General features: G+C 61.0%; 17 protein-coding genes. 3 read left to right on the top strand and 14 right to left on the bottom strand.

The window, feature by feature from the left end:
* Positions 1-17 precede the first annotated feature (17 nt).
* The 14 genes from HY011_17640 to HY011_17575 all read right to left on the bottom strand — a co-directional run bounded on the left by HY011_17640 (position 18) and on the right by HY011_17575 (position 18,929).
* Positions 18-788, bottom strand: coding sequence for a hypothetical protein (locus HY011_17640; protein MBI3424761.1), 771 nt, complete (start codon positions 786-788; stop codon positions 18-20).
* A gap of 342 nt (positions 789-1,130) precedes the next feature.
* Complete coding sequence (locus tag HY011_17635) at positions 1,131-1,943, bottom strand: sugar phosphate isomerase/epimerase (protein ID MBI3424760.1); 813 nt, start codon at positions 1,941-1,943, stop codon at positions 1,131-1,133.
* Between the two features lie 208 nt (positions 1,944-2,151).
* Positions 2,152-3,069 (bottom strand): phytanoyl-CoA dioxygenase family protein, encoded by a 918-nt coding sequence (locus HY011_17630; GenBank protein MBI3424759.1) that lies wholly within the window; start codon positions 3,067-3,069, stop codon positions 2,152-2,154.
* 138 nt (positions 3,070-3,207) lie between these two features.
* Positions 3,208-4,278: an EamA family transporter gene (locus HY011_17625; GenBank protein ID MBI3424758.1), complete on the bottom strand. Its 1,071-nt coding sequence runs from the start codon at positions 4,276-4,278 to the stop codon at positions 3,208-3,210.
* 263 nt (positions 4,279-4,541) lie between these two features.
* Positions 4,542-5,324, bottom strand: coding sequence for a ThuA domain-containing protein (locus tag HY011_17620; GenBank protein MBI3424757.1), 783 nt, complete (start codon positions 5,322-5,324; stop codon positions 4,542-4,544).
* A gap of 261 nt (positions 5,325-5,585) precedes the next feature.
* Positions 5,586-11,600 carry a VCBS repeat-containing protein gene (locus HY011_17615; GenBank protein MBI3424756.1) on the bottom strand — a complete coding sequence of 2,005 codons (6,015 nt, stop codon included), beginning with the start codon at positions 11,598-11,600 and terminating at the stop codon, positions 5,586-5,588.
* A gap of 91 nt (positions 11,601-11,691) precedes the next feature.
* Positions 11,692-12,105, bottom strand: coding sequence for an ester cyclase (locus HY011_17610; GenBank protein MBI3424755.1), 414 nt, complete (start codon positions 12,103-12,105; stop codon positions 11,692-11,694).
* A gap of 149 nt (positions 12,106-12,254) precedes the next feature.
* Positions 12,255-12,668: an ester cyclase gene (locus HY011_17605; GenBank protein ID MBI3424754.1), complete on the bottom strand. Its 414-nt coding sequence runs from the start codon at positions 12,666-12,668 to the stop codon at positions 12,255-12,257.
* Between the two features lie 115 nt (positions 12,669-12,783).
* Positions 12,784-15,672 (bottom strand): hypothetical protein, encoded by a 2,889-nt coding sequence (locus tag HY011_17600; GenBank protein MBI3424753.1) that lies wholly within the window; start codon positions 15,670-15,672, stop codon positions 12,784-12,786.
* A 208-nt stretch (positions 15,673-15,880) separates the two neighbouring features.
* Positions 15,881-16,177, bottom strand: a complete 297-nt coding sequence (locus HY011_17595) for a DUF3303 family protein (GenBank protein MBI3424752.1) — start codon at positions 16,175-16,177, stop codon at positions 15,881-15,883.
* 80 nt (positions 16,178-16,257) lie between these two features.
* The gene (locus tag HY011_17590) at positions 16,258-16,566 is read right to left on the bottom strand and encodes a BBE domain-containing protein (GenBank protein MBI3424751.1); all 309 of its coding nucleotides are present in this window, start codon (positions 16,564-16,566) and stop codon (positions 16,258-16,260) included.
* Between the two features lie 194 nt (positions 16,567-16,760).
* Positions 16,761-17,363, bottom strand: coding sequence for a hypothetical protein (locus HY011_17585; protein MBI3424750.1), 603 nt, complete (start codon positions 17,361-17,363; stop codon positions 16,761-16,763).
* 148 nt (positions 17,364-17,511) lie between these two features.
* Positions 17,512-18,348: a hypothetical protein gene (locus HY011_17580; GenBank protein ID MBI3424749.1), complete on the bottom strand. Its 837-nt coding sequence runs from the start codon at positions 18,346-18,348 to the stop codon at positions 17,512-17,514.
* Between the two features lie 89 nt (positions 18,349-18,437).
* On the bottom strand, positions 18,438-18,929 hold the full coding sequence (locus HY011_17575; protein ID MBI3424748.1) for a hypothetical protein: 492 nt from the start codon (positions 18,927-18,929) through the stop codon (positions 18,438-18,440).
* A 488-nt stretch (positions 18,930-19,417) separates the two neighbouring features.
* Between HY011_17575 and HY011_17570 the strand changes: the two genes are divergently transcribed.
* Genes HY011_17570 through HY011_17560 form a run of 3 tightly spaced genes read left to right on the top strand, consistent with a single transcriptional unit; the run spans position 19,418 to position 23,579 of the window.
* Entirely contained in the window at positions 19,418-20,002 is a 585-nt protein-coding gene (locus tag HY011_17570; GenBank protein ID MBI3424747.1) for a sigma-70 family RNA polymerase sigma factor, read from the top strand.
* Positions 19,995-23,057: a protein kinase gene (locus HY011_17565; protein ID MBI3424746.1), complete on the top strand. Its 3,063-nt coding sequence runs from the start codon at positions 19,995-19,997 to the stop codon at positions 23,055-23,057. The genes HY011_17570 and HY011_17565 overlap by 8 nt, the downstream gene beginning before the upstream one ends.
* 21 nt (positions 23,058-23,078) lie before the next feature.
* Entirely contained in the window at positions 23,079-23,579 is a 501-nt protein-coding gene (locus tag HY011_17560) for a hypothetical protein (protein ID MBI3424745.1), read from the top strand.
* Positions 23,580-24,077: the final 498 nt, after the last annotated feature.

Below are 24,077 nucleotides of genomic sequence, written 5' to 3'. Positions count from 1 at the left end.
TGGGGTGCGCGGCGGCCTTAGTTTTTGCGGCGGGCCGAGCGTTGCGCGGGCGTTTCAAACGTGATTTCGGCGCTCTTCACCTTGGCGGCGACGCTGCGCTGATTACCGCCTTTGAGCAACACCGCGTGCACTTGCTGCCGCAATTCCGTCAGCGACAGATCGTCTTGCTGTTCGGCGGCGGTCAACGCCTGCAAGGGCTGCGTCCCGCCATTGTCGGCTTGGCCGGCACTGTTGCCGCCCGGCGCGTCTACTAGATAAACGCCGTCCTGTTGTTGGCCTTTTTGTTCGCCCGCGTCCAGTAGGAACGCGCCGCTCTTGATGCCATGAATGCGTTGGCCGCGGCTGGATTTGACGAGCGACTCGCCTGATTTCTGATCCTTCTCAATGCGCAACAGCCCTTGCTCCCAGCCGACGAACGGGCAAATCGCCTGGCCATTGCCTTTCAAAAAGATGACCACCTGTTCGCCGAACTGGAATTTCGGCACGCCTGGAATTACCAACCGCCGCCCGTCGCCCGTGTCACCGCCATCCATCCGCAAGGTGAGCTGCGACTCCTCAAAGCTGCCTTTCAGAATATCCAACTCATTCACCGTCACGTAGGTGTAGACGTATTGTTTGTCAGCGGTCGGAAAGGCTTGCACGTTGATGATGCGGCCGATGGCGACCAATTCGGCCTCCTGCACCAGTTCATTGAAATTCTTGCGCTTCACCGTCGTGGCCGTCAGCGGACTGACCAGACCCAGCAACAGGGCTAGGCTCGTAACCAAGAACAACAGTTTGGTTTTCATCACTCATTCCTCCTCGAATTTGTCGAAAGCGTTTTGGGTTGTGGCTCCCGCAATGACCGCGCGCCTGAAGAATCTGTCCCAGCAAAGCCGGGCCATCACGTCTGATTTAGTTGTTGAAGCCGTTGGTTCATTTGACGGCGTGAAGATAGGCCGACGCACCTAATCGCACAGCGACGCATAACACAGCGAAGGTGTGATGTCAGTAACAAGGGATAAGGGGCGAGGGATAAAAGACAGGTGGCGCTGGAACAGTACCGCGCGCGTGAGCAAGCGGCGCTTTGGCTGTCGTTCGATTACGGCAACGTTGATGACCCGCTTGCTCACGCGCGCGGTACAGCATCATTACGCAGGCTTTGTTACTTCCTGATAAAGCTGTCCAAAGCGTTCCGTCATCCACGCGCACACGTCCCACAAATCGCTGACTGGTTGAGCGGTGTAAGGCAATGTCGGCATGTAATTCGGCGGCCCGAATTCGGGATTGAAGGTGAAATGCGCCGCGCCCGCCCGCAGTCGCGCGCGAATGATCTCGGCCCACCACGTTTCGTGCGCCGCCAATTGCTGCGCCCATTCCGGCGCGCGCGGATCGTTGACCTGTGGCCCTTCTTCGTGGCCTACGCGCCCGTGCAAATGGCGGGAACGCGCAATGCACAAGGCCATGTCTGCGGTTTGGTCTTCCAGCAAGCTCTCGCACACGTTGCAGAAATGGCTGAAGTCCGCATTGATGTGCAACTCAGGGAATTCGCGCAACAGCCGCGCCGTTGCTGCGGGCGTAAACATAGGCCGCCCGCGATGCGTCTCGTGATTGATGATCAGGCCGGTTTGCCGCTCGACCTCCAAGGCCTTAGCAAAGAAGGCGCGTTGCGTTTCCCACGGCCACCAATCCTTGCCCGCGTGCACCGTCAGTTGCAGTGGTTCAAACGCGCGCACCTTTTCAACCTTGGCTTTGAATTCGGGCAGATGATCGTCGGTCAGCGTGATGACCATCGCGACGTATGCGAGCTTGGTTTCTTGCAGCAGGCGGCGAAACTCCGGCAGCAGTTCATCCGGCGGCAACTGCATTTCAACGGCGGCGTATCCGGCGTCGGCGATGCGGCGCAAATTTTCGGCGAGCGTGCCGGTCATGCCCCAGGTGCTTTTGACGAGTTTGAGTTGCATGGTTTGCTCCCAAATCGAAACAACCGAGTTTAGAACTTCAGTAGAAAAGGTAAGCGTAGACAGCAGGCGTTTAGAGTTTTCGCCTTTAGGCGGTCGGCGCGCCGCAGGCGCGTCAACTAAGGCGCTCCGCGCCACCACCGCCTAAAGGCGGAACTCTAAACACCTGTTGCCGGTTCACGTGATGAGACCTGAGCGCGTCAGCTTCGATTTAGCAAGAACCATCTTCCCCCAGCCACAGCGCCACCCGCTCTTCCGCCGTAATCTTTGGCACCTCTGCCACCGTGTAATGAAACTGCAAGGCGCGCCGCCGTTGCGCCGTGAGATTGCTCGGCGTGCCGTGCGGGATGTAGCTGTCGAACAGCACCAGCCCGCCCGGCTGTAACGGTGCAGCAATGCGGTGTGCTTTCGGCCCCGCCATCTCACGATCACAAATCTGTAAATCGCGCAGCAGGTAATGCGGCCACAGCGGGCGTAAGCCATCGCTTGTTATGACTTCGCGTGGTGCGGAGGCTTCCTCGCTACCTTGGCTCCCAATCTGCCGATGCCAGCCCGGCAGAAAGCGCATGCAGCTGTTCTCAATCCCTGCTTCGTCCAGCGCGATCCAGACGCCGACGACGCGCGCGTCGAGCGGCAATTCAAAATAGGCGTGATCCTGATGCCAAGGTTTTTCGCGTCCGCGCGGCGGTTTGACGAGCGCCATGCTCTGAAAAAGAACAGGCGGCGCGTTCAGCAGCTTTTCGACCGCCGCCAGCAAGGCCGGATGCTGCGCGATAGCAAGCAGCCGCGCGTCGTATTCAGCAAAGTAAAGCAAGCGCCGCACAGCGTTGATGCGCTCTTCGACGGTCAATTGATCCAGGCGGTCGCGCACGTCGCCGCGAAATTGGATGTTGGTAAATTCGGGTACCTTGCCCGCGATCAGATCGGTCAACCCGTCCAGCGCGTCTTGCACTTGTTGCGCTGTGAAGGCGTTATGCACCGCGATTACGCCTTGCGCGTGGTAGCGCGCGACCTGGACGTCATCAATGGCGTCCAGCCCGTCAATGCCTTCAGCCAGAGCCGCATAATCATACAAGTCGGGCGCATGCAGGCCCGGTTCATCGTCAAAACTAAATTGCGTTGCCGTCATTGTCGTGATGAAGAAATGCGTGTCAGCACATTGTTACAGTACGGGGAGCGTCAGCGACCTGAGCTTTGGTCATTGACGGATTGATGTTGTTGTAGTGCTTTGGCCTCAACCTCGGCCAAACCAACTGCTGGCCCAGGCTCAGGTCGCTGACGCTCCCCGTATCGCTTTGGTCGTGGCGTTCGCCGCCGAGTTGCGTGTTAAATACAGCGCCAGCGCCAGCGCCAGTAATGCCACGCCAGCCAAACCCAAGCTCGCCATCACATCCAGCTTCAAATAAATAATCAACACCCCGGCGAGCATCACCGAAGCGGCAATCAGCTTATCGCCGATGTCTTTCTCTTTGAAAATCAACCAGCCCAGCAGCACAGTTAAGATGATACCCGCGCGTTTGATGCTGATCGTGATGACCACTTGAATGTAGTTGTGCGACATCAATTGAAAGAGCAGCGCAATCGCTTCGCCCGTGCCCGCAATCATGCACCAACTTGGCATGGCGCGAATCACGTGTCCAATATCCGCCCGCCGCGCCAGTGCTAGCAGACCGAAGAAAAGCGCCATGCCTACGCCAAAGCCGCAGCCTTGCGTAAAAGCATCGGTCATCGTCACCAGCTTTTTATCAATCGGATTGGTGATCGCCATGATGAACCCGGCGATGAGCATGTAAAGGCAGCCGCGTTCACGATAAATCGCCTTGACCGGTTCGAGCCAGCCGTTCGCCCACAATGCGCGATGCATCACCATCGAACCGATGAAGATCAGCAACACGCCCACCATCGCCGCCTGCGAGATCGTCTCGTGGTTGATGAGCCGTCCGGTGAAGAGCAAAAACACCGGCGTGAACGATACGTATGGCATGCACAGCGAAATTGGCGACACCTGCATGGCGCGAAAGAACAGCAGCGTCGAACAGACGATCAAGGACACCTCAATCAGCAGGTAAACGAAGTAGGTCGGCAGCGGCGCGATGAACCAACCCGCCACGCCAAACAATGGGCTGGGATCAGGTTTCACGGCGGGCGGCCCGTACATCGCGATGCGCACCAACAGCGCCCCAGCAAAGACGACAGCGGCGAAGAAGCGAATCCAGAAGGTCGAGGCGACCAGTTCGTGCTGGTCTACGACCTTCTTGCCCGCGATGTCTTTGAAGACGTTGGTGACGGAGGTGGTGGCGGCCATCAGCAGGCCAGTTGTAGTGAATGCTTCAGACATAGATTCCTAAATTGTTTTCCACGAAGACACGCGCAGGAGCACAAAGCAGGTAGGGATAAGCGCGACAGTCGTTCGGCCAATCGGCATCATTGGTTCTGATTCCTGACTCCTGATTCCTGACCCCTGGTTAAGAAAATACGGCGAATTTTACTGACCAGGAATCAGGAATCAGGAGCCATGAGTCAGAAAACTGATGGCATTGTTTCTACTGCATAGCCAAATACGCTTTGTGTTCCTGCGCGTGTCTTCGTGGGAAAGAATAGTTATTTCAACCGCCCCGCCGCCCACAAAATCGCCTGCCGCACCAGCGTTTGATAATGCGGATTCAAATTCGCCTGCCGGTCGTGCCCCAATTGAATGTAGACAACACGCGACTTTTCATACGGACTGATCCACGCAATCGTCTTGTCGCTGCGCGGATGCGTGGTCGTCAACAGGGGTTTGACCTGGGGCGAAATCCAGAGGCCCTTGTACGTTTCGTCGTGAATGCGAAAGTCGCGCAGGCCGCGCGTGATGGGGTGATTGCCGGCGATCTTCACGTCCATCTCTTCGTCGTGTTGATACGTCGTGGCGGGCAAGCCGTTGGTGGGTTCAAACAGCCAGCGCCCGCCCGCGATGGTTTCGTACCAGGCGGGCCAGTCCGTATGACTGCAAATTGCGTGGTGCAAGATGACGATGCCTTTGCCGCTTTCCGCAAAGGCCAGCAGGTGCTGGCGGCGCGGCGCTTCCAGCGGTTCTTTGACATAGTCGTACAGCACCAGCACGTCGGCGCGTTTGCGAATGTCGTTGCGCAAGGCCGCCGGGTGCGGGTCAACAGTGGCGCGGATGCGGGCATCGGCAAAAACGGTGTAAAAATCGGCGTCGTGATCGTGGCCGCCCGTGACGACCAGCGTTTTGACGGCGTCAGTATTTTTAGGCGGCGGCAGCCACACGCCCTGCTGCGCAATGGCACGCCCCGCCCAGGCGTAACCACTCAGCCAGACAAGTGCCGCCGCCAACATGCCGCCCCACAGTATGGTCGCGCGCCCGTGTGCCGGGTTGTGCATTCTTTGCCCTCCTGATGATTGTTATCACAACGAAATGCCGGTTGGAATTGTGCGCACATCCTATGTGAGGCAGCGAGAGCGCACAAGCAAGCAACGCAGAGGCAGGAAAAAGGCTGCGCAGGCAGGCGTTGCGCGCTTGTCGGACAGGGAATAGTTGCGGGCAAAACAAGCGGGAACCAAACAGATTGAGGAACACGGGCAGATTTGTCGTTGGGGGCGCTGTGGGCTGCGCGCCGCACCAACAAACCTGCCCGACCTAGCTCAATTGCGTCCGGCCAAGTGTCCAGGCACAGGCATATCGGTGCCCAAGCCCCACGGTTTCACGATGGCCGCACTGGTGTTGCTGGGTTGAATGTACCAAGTGCCGTTGCTGCGCCGGAAGACGGCCACATCCGCGCGGCCATCGCCGTCATAATCGCCCGGTACGGGCACATCTTCGAGCGCGCCGCTGCCCCATTGAGTGACTTGGAATTGGCCGTCACTGCTCTTGCGCACATACCAATTGCCTTCGCCGCCGCGCCAGACGGCGAGATCGGCGCGCCCATCGCCATCGTAATCGCCGGGCACGGGCGCATCCGTACCGAGGCCCCAAGGCTGCACAATGATTTGTCCATCCGAACTCTTGCGCACGTACCAGACGCCGGTTTGCCGCCGGAAGACGGCGAGGTCGGTCTTGCCATCGCCGTCATAATCGGCGGGCACGGCGACATCGTTGTACGGCGCGTTGGGACTGCCCCAGGCTTGCACGGTGAATTGCCCGTCCGAGCTTTTCAGGATGTACCAGTTGTTGTCTGAGGGCCGCCAGACGGCCGGATCGGTCTGGCCGTCGCCGTCATAATCACCGGGCACAGGCACATCGCCGCGTTGCCCCCAGGCGCGCTGACTAAATGCGCCGGTGGACGAATTGATGATGTACCAACCGCCATCGAGCGGACGCCAAATGGCTACGTCAGCCTGGCCGTCGCCGTCATAATCGCCCGGTGCGATCACATCGTTGTAAGGCTCGCGGCTGCTGCCCCAAACGATGGGCGGCAAACTGCTGTTGCCGTCCCGCGCCGTGAACCAGGCGCCGGTCGCGCCGCGCCACACGGTCAAATCGGTCTTGCCATCCAGATCGAAATCGGCGGGCGCGGGCCGGGCGCGAATCGTCACGCGGCCTGCTGTGAGCGTAGTTCCGATGCCGCCTTCATTGAGCCGTCCTTGCGTGAAGGTGAAAGTGCTCGAACGGCCCACGCCACCCGTCGCGCGCAACCGCAGCCGCAATAGCTCACCGCTGCCCGCTACGCCGCGACTGCCCGCGAGCGCCACTCGCAGCAAGCCGGGCGTGTTGAGATTCACCGCGCGCAGCCAATCGCTGATCAAACTGCCATTCTCGACGGCCAGCACGCTGACGACCGTTGGGTCATAGGTGAGTTGCAAATCCGCGCCCAGCACCTGGCCTTGCGTCAAGCCCAGGCTGAGCAGCATGGGAAACTCTGCGCCTGCCGGCACGCTGACTTCCGGCAAACTGAGCGTGGCGAGTGTGTGCGGCGCGTTGCCTGTCGTGAAGCTGCCGTTGACATCGCCGAGCAGCATGCCGGTGAAATTTTGATTGGTCTGATCGGCGCTGAGATTGTTATAGCTGCGCGTGACTGGGTTGAATAACCAAGCCACGCCCGCGCCGGGGAAGGGCAGGCCGATCAAGCCGACCGTTTGTTGCAGGATGTAAAACGCATCCTGCGCATTCACGCCGCCGCTGCGATCCACATCCGCCGCCGTCAACGCCGCGCCCGTCAGCGTGATCAAGCCCGCCGAATGTTGCAGCACCAACGCCGCATCAAAGGCCGAAATGCCGCTGGTTTGATCGGTCTTACTTGGCGTCAGTGTGTAGCTGCCGCCCAGCACGTTGCTCAACGCGAATGCGCCATTCGCCTGACTGCTGGCTGTGTAATTGCCGCTGCCCGCGAGCGCCAGCGTCACATTGCCCAAGCCGCCCAACGTGTTGTTCCAATGACTGACCGTGCCGGAGATCGAGTAAACCGGCGCCACCGTGAATTGCCCCGCCGTGAGCGTGGCCGCAATCGCGCCGCCGTTGAGCAAGACTGAACTCAGTGTCAGCGGCGTCACCGCGCCCGGCGCGCCCAGCACTTGAAATTCGATCACCGCCACTGAACCCGAACCGCTGATTGGCCCGGTGGTGCTCGCCAGCGCCAGCCGCACTTCGCCCGGGGTGTTGAGATTCGTTTGCATGCCCCAATTCGGCGTGAGCGTGCCCGGACTGACGTTGACGGCGCTCAAGACCACGCTGTTAGAGGTGACGCGCACGTCGGCTGCCGTCAGCCCCTGCACGTTGGCGGCATTGATGGGAATTTGCACGTTGACGCCTTGCGGCCCGGTGGTCGTGGGCAAACTGAGCGCGGCTTGTGCGCCCTGATAGATGAAGCCGCGCGTCAACACATCGCTCGCGCCGTCGGGATTGGTCACGCGCACATCCACGGCGGCGGGGAAATGCGGCGGCGTGATGCAAACAAGCTGCGTCGCGCTCTGGTTGGTGATCGTCGCCAGCGCGCTATCAAAGCGCACGACCGCGTTCGCTTTGAAGTTGTGCCCCGTGAGCGTGACGCTTGTGCCGCCCGCCGCCGGGCCATTCGCCGGGTTGAGTTGCGTCAGATATGGGCGATCTGCGAGCGTCAGCCGGTACGGATCGTTGGGCTGGCCCGCTTGCGTGACGTTGCTCTGGTCGCGCGCTTCGAGGTAATACTCCACGCCGGGCACGACGAATTCGCTGCCCTGAATCCCTGTCTCATAAAGATTGTTGCCGCCGGTGAGCATGGCACGCTCGGTGTAACTGGCCGCGCCAAGCGTGCGGAAAAACAGCTTGACGCTTTGCACGCCGACGTTGTCCGTCACCGTCGCCAGGATGGGAATGGGCACGCCCGGCGCCGCAGGCGCGGCGGGCGGCGTATGCGTGATGACTGGCGGTTCACCGGCCACGGGTGTGGCGGCGGCGGGATTGGAAAAGCTCGATTCGCCGTTGCTGTCGAGCACGGTCAGCTTATAAAAGTACGCCGTGTTGGGCGTCACTCCCGTATCGCGGAACGTGCTGGCATTGGCCGCCAGGCTTTGCGCCAGCGCATACGACCCGCCGCTGACTGTGGCGCGATACAGCTTGAAACCCATCAATGAACTGTAGCCTGCCTGCGTCCAGTTCAAATCCACATAACCCTCGCCGCCCGTCGCCGCCAGATTGAGTTGGCCGACGCTGAGCGTGTAACCCGCGCTGCCTGTGCACGCGCCCGCGCTGGCTTCCACATTGAACACGAAGTTGCCGACCTGCGTGGGCGCGCCGCTCAGTGTGCCGTTGGCGTTGAGCGCTAAACCCGGCGGCAAGGCGCCGTCTGAAATGCTGAACGAATACGGCGGTACGCCGCCGCTGGCCGTCAGCGTTTGGTTGTAGGCATAACCGAGCACGCCGCTAGGCAAGGTGAACGGCGCGAGCGTCAGCCCAACGCAGGTGGGGTTCACCGTCAGTGCGGCGCTTTGTGTTACCGCGCCGCAGGCGCCGGTGACAGTGACGCTGTAGGTATCACTGTCGCCTGTGACAGTCTGGCCGATCAACAACGTGCTTTGCATCGCGGTCGAATTGATCTGCAAATGCTCGTTGCTTGAAAGCACCACCGCGCCTTTCTTCCAAACAAAGCCGAACGGGCCGCTGCCTGAGGCCGTGGTCGTGAAGCTGGCCGCTGCGCCTTCGATGACGGTGCCATTGTCGAGCGCCGTGGCCGCCGTGGGCTGATGTACTGTCAGGGAGACTTGCTCCAAAAATTGATAGTTGCTGGGGTTGCATTCGGTTGCCCATTCCACCAGGTAATCGCCTGCATCCGCAGCCGTGGCGTTGGGGAAGAAAAGCTGGGAGGCGGTTGAGACAGGATTCGACTGACCGACTTTGCGCCAGCGGAAGTTGACGGCCACCGGTGCGCCGCCGCTGAACGTCACATTGATCGGGCCGAAGAGCGCCTGCTGACCAACGCAGACGGTTTGGCTGGTTGGATTGTTGTTGGTGAATTGAATGGTCGGCAGCGGTTGCAACCCAACCGTGACAACGCCGCTGGTGGCGTTGTTGTCGGCATCGGTCACGTTGAGGTTAAAGCTTTGCGTGCTGCCCGCCAGATTGCAGGCGGCGTTGAGCAGCGCGCTGATGAATCCATTTCCATCGTGCTGCAATCCGCTCACCGTCATCCCGGCGGGCACGTTGCTGAGTGCCAGCGTCAGGTTTCCCGCCGCCGTCTCGAAATCACTGACTTGCGCTATGGTGCGGCGCGTCGGCGAATTGTAGGGAATGGCCGCCACCGTTTGCGGCGTCACGTTGGGCGGGGCCAGGCTGAGCGAGAACTCCGACGTATTGCCGTTCGCATCCGTCGCCGTCGCAGTCAGGAAGTGGTTGGCTGTGGCGCTGATGGGCAAGATGACGTTGAAGGCGGTATTGCCGCTGGCGTCAGTTGTGACGTTGATGAAGCCTAGAAAAGTTTTCCCTTCGCCATAGCCCGTCGAATGGCGCGCCGGGCTGTCGAAGAATTCCAGCCGGAACGTTGCATTCGCCGTGCTGTTGAACGTGCCTTGCACAGCGACATTGCCATTGCTAATCGCCGCCTGCGTCAGCGCCGGAAAGTTCTGCCGGTTGTTCGCGCCCGTGTCGCCATCGCCCGGATCGTTGGCGGGAAAGTTGTTGAAGTCGAGCGTAATGCCGCGCCGCACATTGCTGAAAATTGAATTGCCCTGAATCGCATTGCGCGTTGAAGCCGTGCTCAGTCCCACGCCCGCGCCGCCGTTGAAGGCGATGACGTTGCCCGCGCCCGCCGCCGTGCCGCCGATGGCATTGCTGTTGGCGCTGCCGCTGAATTGACCCGTCAGAAAAACGCCGTGACTGGCATTGCCCAAATTGGCGTCGCCGGCGCTGTTTGTGCCGATGAGATTCCCCTGCACCACGTTGTTGCCCGCGCCGCTGCCGGTGCTGCGAATGGCGACGCCGCTGCCGTTATTGCCCGCGATGATGTTGCCTGCGCCCGCCGTAGTGCCGCCAATTAGGCTGTTGGTGGCGTCGCTGAGGCCGATGCCATCACTGACGTTCGGCACTTTCGCTGTGCCCGCCGCATTCAAACCGATGAGATTGCCTTGCACCGTCACACCGCTGGATTGCAGCGAAATGCCGTCGCCGCCAGCAGCGCCATTGCCGTTGCCCGAAATGACATTGCCTTCGCCGCGTGCTGTGCCGCCGATGAGCGCGCCATTCGAGGCGCTGACAAAAACGCCGAATTGATTGTTGAGCAGCGCCGCCGTGCCCGCCGCCGTGAGGCCGATGTAGTTGCCTTGCACGCGCGAGTTGCCGGCATTGCTCAGCGAGACGCCATTGCCGCCATTGCCCGCAATGATGTTGCGCGCGCCCAGGCTGGCGCCGCCGATGAGGTTGTTCGCCGCGCCGCTCACATTGACGCCGCCAAACACATTGCCGAAATCCAGCGCGCCGTTCACATCGGTGCCGATGCGATTGCCTTGCACCGTATTGCCGGGGGAACCCTGAAGATCAAGGCCGAAATTCCCGTTGGCCGCCAGCACATTGCCCGCACCCGGCGTGTCGCCGCCAATCAGGTTGTTCGGTGTGTTGACGATGACGATGCCCGACGCGCCATTGCCCGCGTTCACAATGCTGTCGCCGTTTTCGTTCGTGCCAATGAAACAGTTCTGAATCGTATGGCCGCCGCTGCCGTTGAAAATGCGGATGCCAAACAAAAACCGCTTGATGACCAGGCCGCGGATCGTGCAACCGCCGGTTTGCAAATCCAGCCCATTGCCGCTGTTGGTCACGCCGTCCAACATTACACGCGTTGCCCCGCCCGTCGCCCCGTCAATCGTCACCGCTTGTGTAATCGTTGGCGCGCCGCCGCTCAACGTGATGACCGGCGTGCCCGTGCCGAGATTGAACTCGATCACATCCAATCCCGCCGCGCCCGCCGGACAACCGCCAAACACAGCGTTTGTATTGGCTGCGGTGATGGCTTCGCGCAACGAACACGCGGCGCTGTTCGCGCCGTTCTCATCCGCCGTTGTATTGACGGTAATGACGTTGAAGACACGTGCCGGCGCTCTGCCAAGCCGCGCGGTATAATCCGGCGCAAGCCGCTGCCAAAGCTGCGCCCAACGCTGGCCGGCGCTGGCGCTGAAGCCGGTCAAACAAGCCAGACAGATGAACAACGCCAGATACAGCCTGGCCGTGCGGCGGAAGAGTTTCAAAAAACGCATAAGCTGCTCCTTTTGATTTTGCAAGATTGACGTTGACGTAGAAGTTGCTGATCAAATGTGCTGAAAGGCCAGGCTGCCGGGCGCGCTGTGTTCAGATGGCGACGCCCAATTGCTTCAGCAAGCTCAGCGCATCCCCCACCGTGCGCTCTTCGACCAGTTTGCCGTTGGCGAAGCGGTAAATGCTGACGCCATCCAGCGTGAATTGCTTGCCGGTGGGCGCGATGCCGTTGAATTCGCCAACGTGTGTGCCCGTCACCGTCCAGTGATGGGCCGCCGCGGCACCCTCGCCGACGTGCCAGTTGATGACGAAGTGCATGGGGTGAAAGGCTGTGTGCAGCGCTTGTACGACGGCGCTGTATGCGGCAAAGCCGCGCTGGACGCCGCTGGCCGGATCGTGGCGCACGATGTCGGGCGCGGTGAATTCGTCGAGCCGGTTGAGTTCAGCCTGGTTCCAGATCACTTCAATGTAGCGGTGGCCCAATTCTTTGCTGTTCTGATTGTTCATCTTTTTGCTCCTGTGATGGTTGGACGGTACCGCGCGCGTCAGCCAGCGGCGGGGCGTCGTTGCACGCTGGTTCAATTGCGCAAGCACCGCTGACTGACGCGCGCGGTACCGTCTCGCTTCGTGTTTGAAGAAAAGCCGTGCTTGGTTGTTCAGGCGACGCCGAGTTGTTTCAAACAACCCAGCGCGTCCCAACTCACCCACACGTCAACGATCTTGCCGTCGCGGAAGTGATAAACATCCATGCCGGTCACGCTCACCTGCTTGCCGGTTGGCGCGAGTTCGCCGAGCGCGCCCGTGTGCGTACCGCGCGCCGACCAGCGCACGGCGGCTTTGGTTTCGCCCACGACGATGTCTTCAATCGTGTATTGCGTGTCGGGGAAGGCGGCGCTGTACATCGTCACCACTGCTTTGATAGCCGCTACGCCGGGGGCGACGGGCGGCGTGAGTGAATCGCTGACGTGTGCTTGCACGGCGGGATCAAAAATCTCGTCGGCGACGGCCAGCTTGCCGTGACAGACTTCGGCGCGGTAACGGCGTGCGATGGTTTCATGGCTCGTTTTCATTGTTCGTCCAAAAATTGTGGTTGATGAACTGCGTCGCGCGCGTAGCGCAACCCGCCGAGGTTGCGTGGTGTCGCAGTTACGGCGGGTTGCGCTACGCGCGCGACGCCATTACTCGTTACCTGATGGCAAGTGTGACGCTGTTGCTCGCCACCCCGCCGCGCGTGATGACCAGCGTGTGCGTGCCTGCGGCCAAGCCTGCCGGCAACGTCAGGTTGAATTGATTCACGCCCGTGATGCCCGGCCCGCGTCCGGCATACAGCACGGTGGCCGCGCGCCCGCCGATGGTTGCTGTCACGCCGGCGTTGACGTTGCCATCCAGGTCGGTGGCATCCGCGCCGAGGCCGGTGCCGAAGACGGCGAGGATGTTGGGCTGTCCATTAGCTTGCGTCGCGTTGAAGGGGGCCGCCGCGCCTGTCAGCGCATCAATCGCCGCCGCTGGGCCAGCGCCGTTGGCAGTGAGGGCGAAGAGGGCGGGCGCGGTGGCCGCGATGTTGAATTCACCCGTTGCGCTGATGCCGTTGGCATTCGTGATGATGACGCTGGCCGTGCCGGCGGCGGTGCCAGCGGGGACTTGATAATTGACTTGCTCGGCAGCGACGGCGAAAAGCGGCGCGAGGCGTTCGACGCCGTTGCTGTCGCGCACTTTGACCGTCGTGCCGCCCAGATTGGTGGGCAGCGGCAAGCTGGTGGCGCTGGCGTCGCGTGTGGCGAGGTCGCGGCCAAAGGCGGCGACGATGCTTTTGTCGGCAATGCGCGGGGTGAAGCTGGCGGCGCTGACCGTGGCGGCGCGATTGACCAGGCCGTTGCTGACGTAAACACCGTTGGGCGTGCCGGCGTAAAGCGTGCCGCCGTCGGCGAACCAGCGGATGCCCCAGCGCGCGTCGAAGCCCGCGTTGACGTATTGCCAAGTGCGGCCTTCGTCGGTTGAACGCAGCGCGCCGGAGGCTGAGAAATTCGAGGCGTAAAAATTGCCGCCCGCCGCATCAATCAGCCAGCCCGTGCCCGTGGGCATTGCGCCGCCTTCGGGCTGCCGCCAGGTCTGGCCGTTGTCGGTAGAGCGATACAGCGTATTGCCGATGACTGCGGCAACGACCGTATCTTTGACGGCGGCCAAGCCGACAATCGTGAGGCTGGGCAAACCATTGTTCACCGCGACCCAGTTTTGTCCGCCATCGGTCGAACGGAAGACGCCTGCACCTGTCGTGGAGGCAAAGAGCGCCGTGCTCGTCGCCGCCAGATCGAAGACGTTGCGGCTGGTCAGCCCGTTGTTGAGCGCCGTCCAGGTTTGCCCGCCGTCCATGGTGCGAAAAACCCCGCCCGTCGTGGCATTGTTGATGCCGGCGTAAAGCGCGTTACCAATGTTGAGCAACCGGAAGACGAACCCGCCACCGATGCCGCTGCTGGCTGGAATCACCGTCCAGGTTTGGCCTTGATCGGCGGTGTAAGCAACGCCGCCCGCAAAACCTGCGAACACTTTTCCGTCGAAGGGCAGGATCGAATAACACTCGACGATGGGTGCGGTCGTTTGCGTCCAGGTCTGGCCTTCGTCGCACGAGATCATCACGCCGCGTGTCGTGCCCGCATAGATGACGCCGTTGGCCCGGTAGATTCCGCCCACCTGGCGGCTGTTCAGGCCATTGTTGGCGAAAGCCCAGGTCGCGCCGCCGTCAGTCGAACGCGCGATGCCGTGATACCACGAACCGGCAAAGAGCGTGTTGCCGCTGGCGGCGATGGAAAAGAAGCTGGTGATGTTGGTGCCCTGAAAAACGGTGCTCCATTTCGTGCCGTCAAACATAATCACGCCGGTCGTTCCCACAGCGAAGAGCTTGCCGCCCGCGACCGCCATTTCGTAAATGCGATTGGAAAAGCCCGTTGGGAAATCCGCCGCGATGCCGTTGCCTAGCTTCTTCCAGTTCAGCGCGTTGTCTTCCGACATCCAGACTTCATTCTGCGCGGCAGTGCCTTGCTGGGTACCGGCATAAATTTTTCCGCCGTCAAGCGCCAGTGCCTGAATCACCGAAAAGGTCATTCCGTTGTTGCGCAGCGTCCACGTTGCGCCGCCGTCGGTCGAGAGATAGACGCCGCCATTGCCCGCCGCATAAAAGTTATTGCCGCTCCCGGCGAGCGCCCAGATGTTTTGATTGGTCAGCCCCGTGGTGCCGAGCTTCTCCCACTTGTACGGACTGTCGCCCAAGCGCCAGACGCCGTCGCCGACCGTCGCGACATACAACCTGCCGTTGTATTCATAAAAGTCATGCACCAGCGCCGTCACCGCGATGCCCAGCAGCGGACGTTCCCAGTTCTCACCGCCATCGGTCGAAAAATACAAGGCGCCGCCGCTGCATCCGGCGTAGAGCACGTTATTGAACCCAGCCAGATCAAAGACCGTGTCCGCGCGAATCCCGCGCGTCGCTCGCCAGGTTTGTCCGTTGTCCGCCGAGATGAACACGCCGCCGCCGGTCGAACCGAGGAAGCTGTTGCTGCCGCCGCCGCCCGCATAAATTTTCCCGTCGTGGATGATGACTGCATTGAACTGACCACCCGTGGGGCCAATGCCTTTCCAATCCTTGTTGGCCGGATCGTCTTTGAAAAAGGCCGCGCCGGTCAGGCCCACTAAGCGTTCGACGCAACTGTCCACGCGCGTGGTGGCGGCGGTCAGCGTCAGGCGATTGCCCGTGATGGTGAATTGATACATGCCCTCGCCGCTGCACGTGTCCATCGTCGCGGGGCTGGCGAATTTCACCAGATTGCCGCTGACGGTATAGGTGCCTGACAAAGTGATGAAGTTGTTGCGGCCCAACTGATACTTGCCGCCTTCGAGCAAAGTCAGTTGATATTCGCCGCCCGGAAACGTCAGGTTGCCGACGCGCATGTCTTGCGCGATGACGGCGGTGTAACTGCCGAGTGGAATGGTTGGTGTTTGTGCGGCGGCGCTCATCCATAGGCCGAGCGCCAGCACGCCGCAGGAAAGAATTCTGCGTAGATGGGTTGCGTGGCTTTGCATTTGAATACACCTCCGGTTAAGCGAGCGGAATGTGGCTCGCGGAAAGACGCTGCAAATTGGGATTGATGGCACTTCAGGCGTTAGACCGCCGCGCCTGAAACGTTGGTGAAGGCTGGCAATGCAAGGTGTTGGTGCGAGGCGTAGGGCGGGTTAATAACCCGCCTTATGCCCCGCACCAGCACCCTCCAAGTAATTTTGGTGGTATGCGCTAAGAACTCTTCGCGCGTGCTTTGCCCAGCGCGCGCGTCTCGTTGTCATCCAAAACCACCGACAGATCCAAATCCAGCAGGCCACTCCAGTTGAGGCACCAGTTCGCCACCGCCTCGGCGCTGTCGGATTCACAGATGGTCACCCCACGACCGCGCACTACGTCATGCCAGCGGCCAATCTGTTTGACTTGGCTGCCCCTGTCCGCCGCATCCTGCTCAGGGGTCATGGGGAAAAAGAGCGAGTATGCTTCCTGTATTTTTCCTTGGTGTATTTGCCACGTAACCATGAATTTCATTGTGGTTCCTTTCGTTGAGGTACTGCTGGGTTGTTTGGGTTTTGCCAGGCCGCAAAAAGCCTGACTGCAAGTTCGGCGCCTTACCTTGCAGGCGCGATGTTGTTATTCAACCGGAACAAATTCGCCGGATCGTATTTGCGCTTGAGCGCGGCCAGCCGTTCGTAATTCTGTCCGTATGCGAGCCGCACACGCGCCGCGCCGTCATCCACATCGAAGTGATTCAGGTAAGCGCCGCGCGTGTATGGTTCAAGCTGCCGCCAGAAATTGCGCGCCCAACCGCGATTCTTTTCATCGTCACCAGCGTCCTGCCACTGGCTGATGATGTCCACCTCCCATTGCGGTTGCCGCGCGGTGAACGGCGTCAGCGTGGTGATTGTCAATTCGCTCATACAGTGTTCTTTGTCCAGTTGTTTCAAGCGCCCGGTATTGCAGGGTTGAGCCACACAACGCCAGGCGCCTTGGCCGAGAACGATGTAACTCGTTCTGAATTTTGACGAGAGCGGTTTGCCATTGCTGTTGCGGGAACGCACGCCGAATCAGTACCGCGCGCGGCACTGAGCCGCAGCCGCAAGCGCAAGCCGAGCTAGCGGCATTCGCCGATGTGTCCGCCGCTGAATGACCAGTGTACGGTCGGCGGCGTGGCGGCGAAATTGATTTCGCCATCGCCGTCGGTGGCGTCAATCTTGCCGCAGGCTTTTTCAAAGCGGCCATGCCCATCCGAAACGGCGAGCACCGAACGCAGCTTCATCAAGCCGGGCGTCGCGGTCGGAATCAACGCGGCGCGGTCGAGCGTTAACAGGCAATCTTCGCCGGGTTCACACTGGCCGTTTTCGTTGCTCTGGCCTTTGATCTCGATGACATGCGAAGTGATGGCGTTGATCGTGCCATCGGCAGCCGGCGGATTTTGCGCCAGCAGCCGCGCCGTGGATTTAACCGGTAACATGAGCGAGCCAAATACGCCGCCATAGCGCCCGCCGCTAAACGTGAATTCAGCGTCTACAGAAAAGGTGTCCGCCGCCGTGGCGATGCCTTGCCCGCGCGCCGAGACCTGATCGAAAGAACTGTTGCCACGCTGCGGGCCGAATTGCGCGTGCGCCGTCGGCATGGGCAGCCGGGCTTGTCCAGCGAGCAACAGCGTGCAGACTGCCGCGAGCCAGTAGGTTGGTTTCATCAGCTTGGGTTTCATGATGTTTGCTCCTTTTTGAGATGAGGTTGGTGGTGAGGCGCGATTGTGGGGAAGTTGCGCCTCACGCTGTATGACAGCGAGTTTGCCGTTCACCTTTTCTACCACGCCCATGTCTTGCTCGCTGCCGCGTGTGTGTCAGCCAGTATGATTACTTGATGCGTTGCGCCACGCCGGAAGCGGCGATGCCCGGTTCATTCCCCTGAATGAAGAGCGTGTCGCCGCCATTCACGACGGTAAAGACGTAGTTGATTTGGTTGCCGAGGTTGTCGGTATAAAAGCCCGTGCCCCGACAATTGCTGTTGAGCGTGTAGATACCGTTGTTGATGCGTGGAATGAATTGCCCCATCGCATTGAAGGTATCTGTGCCGCTCCAAACGCCCTTGTAGTTGTTGTCTACTGAGTGCGTGAACGTGCCAGCAATGATGAAGGCCGGGACATTGGGGAGGCTGCCACCCAGGCGATAGCCATAGCTGCCGATGATGGTGCCATTGTTGCAACTCGGCGCTTTGCCCGCTTTGGCGATACGGCGGCCTACACCTTGCAAGAGGACGCCGGGATTGGTGTTGAGCAAGTCAATTTGGTCGCCGCCGTCAGTGGCAATGAAGTTATAGGTGACTTCGAGATTGAGCGCCGCCACGGTGAATTTGCCCGTGCCGGTGCAATCGTCATTGATCTTCCAGGTGCCGCCGGTACCTGAGGCGGGGAAACTTTGCGGACCGACGACGAGTTGCACTTCGGCATCCATCGTGCCGTCAGGCCGGTGCGTGAACAATCCGTTGACTAGGAAGGGGCCAGCGCCAATGATCTGGCCTTCCATGTGGTAGCCATAGGTGCCGCTGGCCGTGCCCAGCGTGCAACGTGGCGCGCGGCGGCCAAAGACATCGTCTTGGGCGTGGACGCGCATGAAGTTGGAAGTGGCCGCGCTGAAGAGTGTCAACAGCAGCGTCAGCGTTGCGGAAATAAACCATTGCCGTTTGGTTTGCATTGTGGCTCTCCTTTTTTACGATGCAGTTGTTAGCTGTGCACTGCCAGCGTGGCTGCTTGAGAGCAGCCACGCTGGCAGCAATGATGGTGTTAGCGGAAGGTCACACCCGCCCGCACGTTCAAAAAATGCACGGCATCGCCATTGCCCACCGCGATGTTGTCGCGGAATTCGACGCGTAAGCCCGTGCGTTCTTTGAACCAGTAATTGGCGCCTACGCCGAAATTGACGCCGTTGAGATACCCGCTGCGGAAAAAGCCGCTGTACCCGCCCGTGACGAACGGCACCGTCTTGCCGCCCGCTTTGAGAAAGTGATAGGAGCCGTTCAGCGCGAACGTGCCCAGCCCGCTGCCGGGTGCTTCAAAGGGCAACAGGTAACCGAGTTCCGCGCCGAAACCCGCGCCGTTTTTGAAAACGCCTTCGCCGCCGCCCGCAATTTGCAGCGTCGCCCCGCCGCCATTGGGCGCCGTGCCGCCCGGCCCGGCCAGCAAATAACCGTAACTGTTGCCTTGCGCGGTCACGGCTGTGGACAGCAAACCAGCGCAACAGGCGCTGAGTACAAATGACAAAATCTGTTTGAACATAGTTCCTCCGTTGTAAGCATCGTGAAACAGGCGGCCAGTCGTGCTGGCGCGTGCCTGTCTGTCAGGACACCTTGGGTGTCCGCGAATGCAACCGGATAGGACTTTGCTGTGGCGCTCTCTCGCCGTCAGCCTATAAAATTCGTGCAGGCTGGCAGCGGGGGCCGTTGTATTGCTGGCCGGGTGACGCTACAATCGGTGCCGTTCGCACAGGCCAGCGAATCAAGTTGTTCAAGTTACTTCAGCGAATAAGGGCAAGTAGGACGGCCCCAAAAGCCGCTCCGCTTGGGAAAACGAAACGCCCACCAGCGACGAAACCAGCGGCGCTTCGCTCCCCGAGCAGAAACGATTTCTTCATCGCTTCCATTCAAGTAAAACGGGAAATGTCGGCGCAAGCTGCCATGCCCGGCGCACTTTTTTTCAGTCCCCAAGCACACGTCCAAGTCTGCGCGCGTCCCACGCGCGGTCTTGGTAAAATAAGGAAGGCGATTATGACTGCCGAACAGACGACCTCACCGCATCGCGTCTCACAACTGTTGCTGGCCTGGGGCCAGGGCGATCAGTCGGCGCTGGAGCAACTGGCCCCGCTGGTGGACGGCGAATTGCGCCGCCTGGCGCATCATTACCTGCACAAACGTCCGCCCGATGCGCTGTTGCAAACCACCGCGCTCGTCAACGAAGCCTGGTTGAAATTGATTGACTGGCAAAATTCCAATTGGCAAAACCGCGCGCATTTTTTCGGCATGGCCGCCACGCTGATGCGTCAAATCCTGGTGGACGAGGCGCGCAAACGGCAGTACCAGAAACGCCAGGGCCTGCACGTTTCCTTGAGCGAAGCCGCCGACGTGATCGGACAACAGCGCCCCGACTTGCTGGCGCTGGATGATGCCTTGAATGCACTGGCTGCCTTTGACGCCCGCAAAAGCCGCGTCGTCGAGTTGCGCTTTTTCGCCGGGTTGAATGCCGACGAGACGGCGGAAGTCTTGCGCGTCTCGCCGCGCACGGTCGCGCGTGATTGGGATTTCGCCCAGACCTGGCTGTACCGCGAATTGCGCAAGGGAGCCAGCCATGCCTGATGCCGCGCAATGGCCGCGCATCGAAGCGCTGTATTACGACGCGCTCGACCTGCCTGAGACTGAGCGTGCCGCGTACCTAGCGCGTGTTTGCGCTGGTGAAGAAGCGGTGCGCTGCGAAGTCGAATCGCTGCTGGCCGCGCGCAATGAAGCGGGCAGCTTTCTGTCGCAACCGGCGTTTGAACCACCCTTGCTCAGCGGCGCGGGGCAAGCTGCGTTGAACGCGCGTTTGGGCAGCACCATCGGCCAATACCAACTGCTCTCCGTGCTCGGCGTCGGCGGCATGGGCCAGGTCTTCCTGGCTGAAGACACGCGCTTGCACCGGCAGGTCGCGTTAAAACTCTTGCCGCCGCAATTCAGCCAACAACCAGGGCGCGTGCGGCGTTTCGAGCAGGAAGCCCGCGCCACCACCGCGCTCAACCATCCCAACATCGTCACGCTCTATGACACGGGGCAGCACGAAGGCTCCTATTTCATCGTCAACGAGTTCGTAGACGGCCAGACCCTGCGCGCGCACTTGAACGCCCAGCTTTCTGCAAGCCGCCCGCTGCCCGTCAATGAGGCGCTCAACATCGCCCAACAAATCGCCACGGCACTCGCCGCCGCGCACGCCGCCGGCATCGTGCATCGCGACATCAAGCCCGAGAATGTGATGTTGCGGCATGACGGCTTCGTCAAAGTGTTGGATTTCGGCTTGGCGAAACTGACCGGCGCTGCGCTTGATTCAGCGCAGGACGACACGCACGACGAAGACAATCCGCCATCCGCCATCGGCATTTTCCAAAGAGGGCCACAATCCCACACGGCGGCGGGCGCCTTGCTGGGCACGATTCGCTATATGTCGCCCGAACAGGCGCGTGGTGGCAGTGTGGATGCGCGCACCGATGTCTTCAGCCTGGGCGTCGTGCTTTACGAAATGCTGACCGGGCGCACGCCCTTTCACCGCGCGACAGCGACCGAAACGCTGGCGGCGATTTTGGAGGCGGGAGCGCCCGCGTTGCCGGATTCGATGCCCGCACCGTTGCAACGATTGGTGACGAGTGTATTGCGCAAAGATCGTGAACAGCGCTTGCAAACGGCGGATGAGTTGGCGGCGGCGTTGCGCGGCGTGGCGGAAGAAGCGCAATTCAGCGCGCGGCTGGCGGGTGAGCCTTGGTGGCGCGGCTGGCGCTGGCCGTTGTGGGCCGGCTTGGCGTTGTTATTGACGCTGGCAGGATATGTGGTGATGCAACGGCGCGGCGCGGCGCCTGCCGCTGACCTGGCGCAATTGGTTCCTACTTCGATTGCCGATTGGAAGACAGAGCCGGAAGAGACTGGAGTTGAAGCGCGCGTTGCGCCGGATGAGCGGTTGCTGTCGTATACCCACAACGAGGCTGGCCAGCGTGATTTGTTTGTGCGCGCGTTGCCGGACGGCGCAGCCCTCAATCTCACCCATGACGCCGGACGGGAGGATTCGCACGTCTGGTCGCCGGACGGACGGGAACTCGCTTATGTGGTGCAGCACAACGGCCTGAGCGAAGTGCGGCGTGTGGCGGCGCAGGGCGGCGCGAGCGCGCGGATAGCCGAATTGAACACCCCCTTCCTGCTTTTGTTGCGCTGGTCGCGCGTTGCGCCGCGCCTTTACTACTACGCCGAATGCGGCATCCATGCGTTGGATGTGCGTTCGGGCGCGCAGCAGCAATTGTTGGAAATGCCCGGCTGCCTGATTAACCAGATTGATCTGTCCTTTGACGAGCAATGGGTGACCTATGCCGCCGACGGTCAGATTTGGGCCAGACCTGTGGGCAGCGGCGCGCCGCGGCAACTTACGCACGAAGCCAGCGACAATGATCATCCGCACTGGCTGCCCGATGGACAGCGCGTGGTTTACAGTTCCAACCGCAACGGCGTCCGGCAAATTTGCGTGGCTTATCTGGATGATCGCACGCCGACGCAATTGACCTTTGGGCATGAACACCTGACGCCAGCCTTTGTTTCTGCCGCTGGCCGCGTGTTCTATCGCGGCGAGAATGGCGAAGCCGATCTGTTCCGGCTCGAACTCGCCACGCGCGCCGAAACGCATCTGACCGTGAGCCGCGCGCTGGATTTCAGCCCCACGCTCGCGCCCGCCGGCCAGGCGCTGGCTTATCAACAAACCGAAGAGCTGGCCAATCTGCTGAGCCTTTCGCTCTGGCACACGGCGGCGCAAGCCAATGCCCAACCGGTGCGCCTCGCCGCGCAAGGCTTCGATCCGCGCTGGTCGCCGCGCGGCGCTTGGGTGGCTTTTTTGCGCGCGCAAGGCGACGGCTATGCCCTGGGTGTCGTCGGCGCTGACGGCCAGGGCGAACGAGTCATCGTGCCTGCCGGGCTTTACATCGGCGGTTACGTGGATACGCATTTCGGCTGGAATTACGCGGCGAATTTCAGTTGGTCGCCGGACGGGGAACGTCTGGCCTATACGGCAGGCGGGCGCGGCGCGCGCAACCTCTGGACGGTGCGGCGCGACGGCACGCAGACACAGGCGCTGACGGACAATCGCGACCCGGCGGTGGGGCTATTCTGCCCGCTGTGGTCGCCGGTGAAAGAGCAAATCATGGTGCTGGCGCGGGGCTTCAGCGAAGGCGTCACACACTATCAATTGGTCGTGGTTGAAGCCGGACAAACGCGCGTCCTCTGGGAAACAGACCAACGGCTGGCGCCGCTCGGCTGGTCGCGCGACGGCCAGCAGTTTCTTGTCGTCGCGTTTGCGCCGCGCGGCGGCTTGGTCCGGGATGGCGCTTTGTTGCAGTTGAACGCCGCGACAGGCCGCACGGAAACCCGCGCGGCATTGGCGGCGGTCTATACCAACAGCGTGCAGCTTGCGCCCGCCGGCGCACAGGCGGCGTTTGTCGCGCGCCGCAACCAGCACGACGAGTTGTGGTCGGTCGCGTTGGCGACGGGTCGGGCGACCAAACATTTGAGCAGCGCCGACCCTTACCTTTACCTGACGGGACTCGTCTGGTCGCCCGACGCGCGCGCCATTTTTTTCAGCAAGCAGTCTCACGCAATCTCCCTTTGGGCGATTGATAACTTCCGTTAAACAACAAAAAGGAGACTTTCGATGGCCTTACCAAACCAAGCCATGTTTGTGGGATTCGATGCCCCAACGATTGGCAATTACTTGTGGGCGTACAATGAAACGGTGCGCAAGTTCCGCGCGCGCCGTGCCTTCACGCCGGAGTTCAACATCGCGCTGGTGCAGTTGATCGAAACGCACCTTCGACAAATCGAGTTGCTGGCTGGCTTGAAAACACACAACGGCGCGAATGAGGTTGAGCAACCCACGCCGCCGCTGGAAGCCGATGTCGCGCCTTACTTCACCGCCGTGCAACGCCTGACGCCGCACCAACGTGAAGATCCGTGGCGCGGCCCGCTGCAAACCCTGGTCAGGACGCATCTCTATCAACTCGGCATTTTTGGTGGCTGGCAATACGAACTGCCGGCAGTCGCTGCGGGTGTTGCCGCGCCGGCGGATGGCGGTGAGGGAGAGGCTGAGGGGGAAGATGGGTTGAAGCGTTGCCCGGATGGCAGCCTGGTGCAACACGGCGTGGGTTGCCCCTAGCTCGGATGTCAGATCGGTATAGGGGCGGCGCTCCGGGGCAGTACCGCGCGCGTCAGCAAGCGGAGACCTTGGATGTGCCGTAATCCGCCAGCATTGACGCACCGCTTGCTGACGCGCGCGGTACCGCCCCCACCACGCTGGCCCTACGTTCAATTGCAAACCGATCTAAACGAATGGAGCGTCGCCCCATGAACCAGCGTGCGTGATTTGCTCTGACCAATATTGCAAAGAGGGGAAGCCATTGGCCTTGTCATTACCCACATTTTCCGGATTTAGCGGTCTTTGCTTTTGGCCCTGAAAGGGCCGTGGATATTAGCCGGTGGTGAAACCACCGGGAACGAGTGGCATAACATTGCGCCCCGGCAGGGGTGCCGGACGTAGCGTCAGGTCACGAAATCCACTGCCGGTCATGTCTCGTCCCGCGCCCCTGCCGGGGCGCAAAGGCAATAACGACAAGCCTCCGGTGTTTTCACCACCGGCTAATATCCGCCGCGCCTC

The sequence above is a fragment of the Acidobacteriota bacterium genome (assembly GCA_016196035.1).
Lineage (GTDB): Bacteria > Acidobacteriota > Blastocatellia > RBC074 > RBC074 > JACPYM01.
The sequence above is the reverse complement of the archived record's forward strand: the minus strand, read 5'-3'. Positions and strand labels throughout refer to the sequence as shown.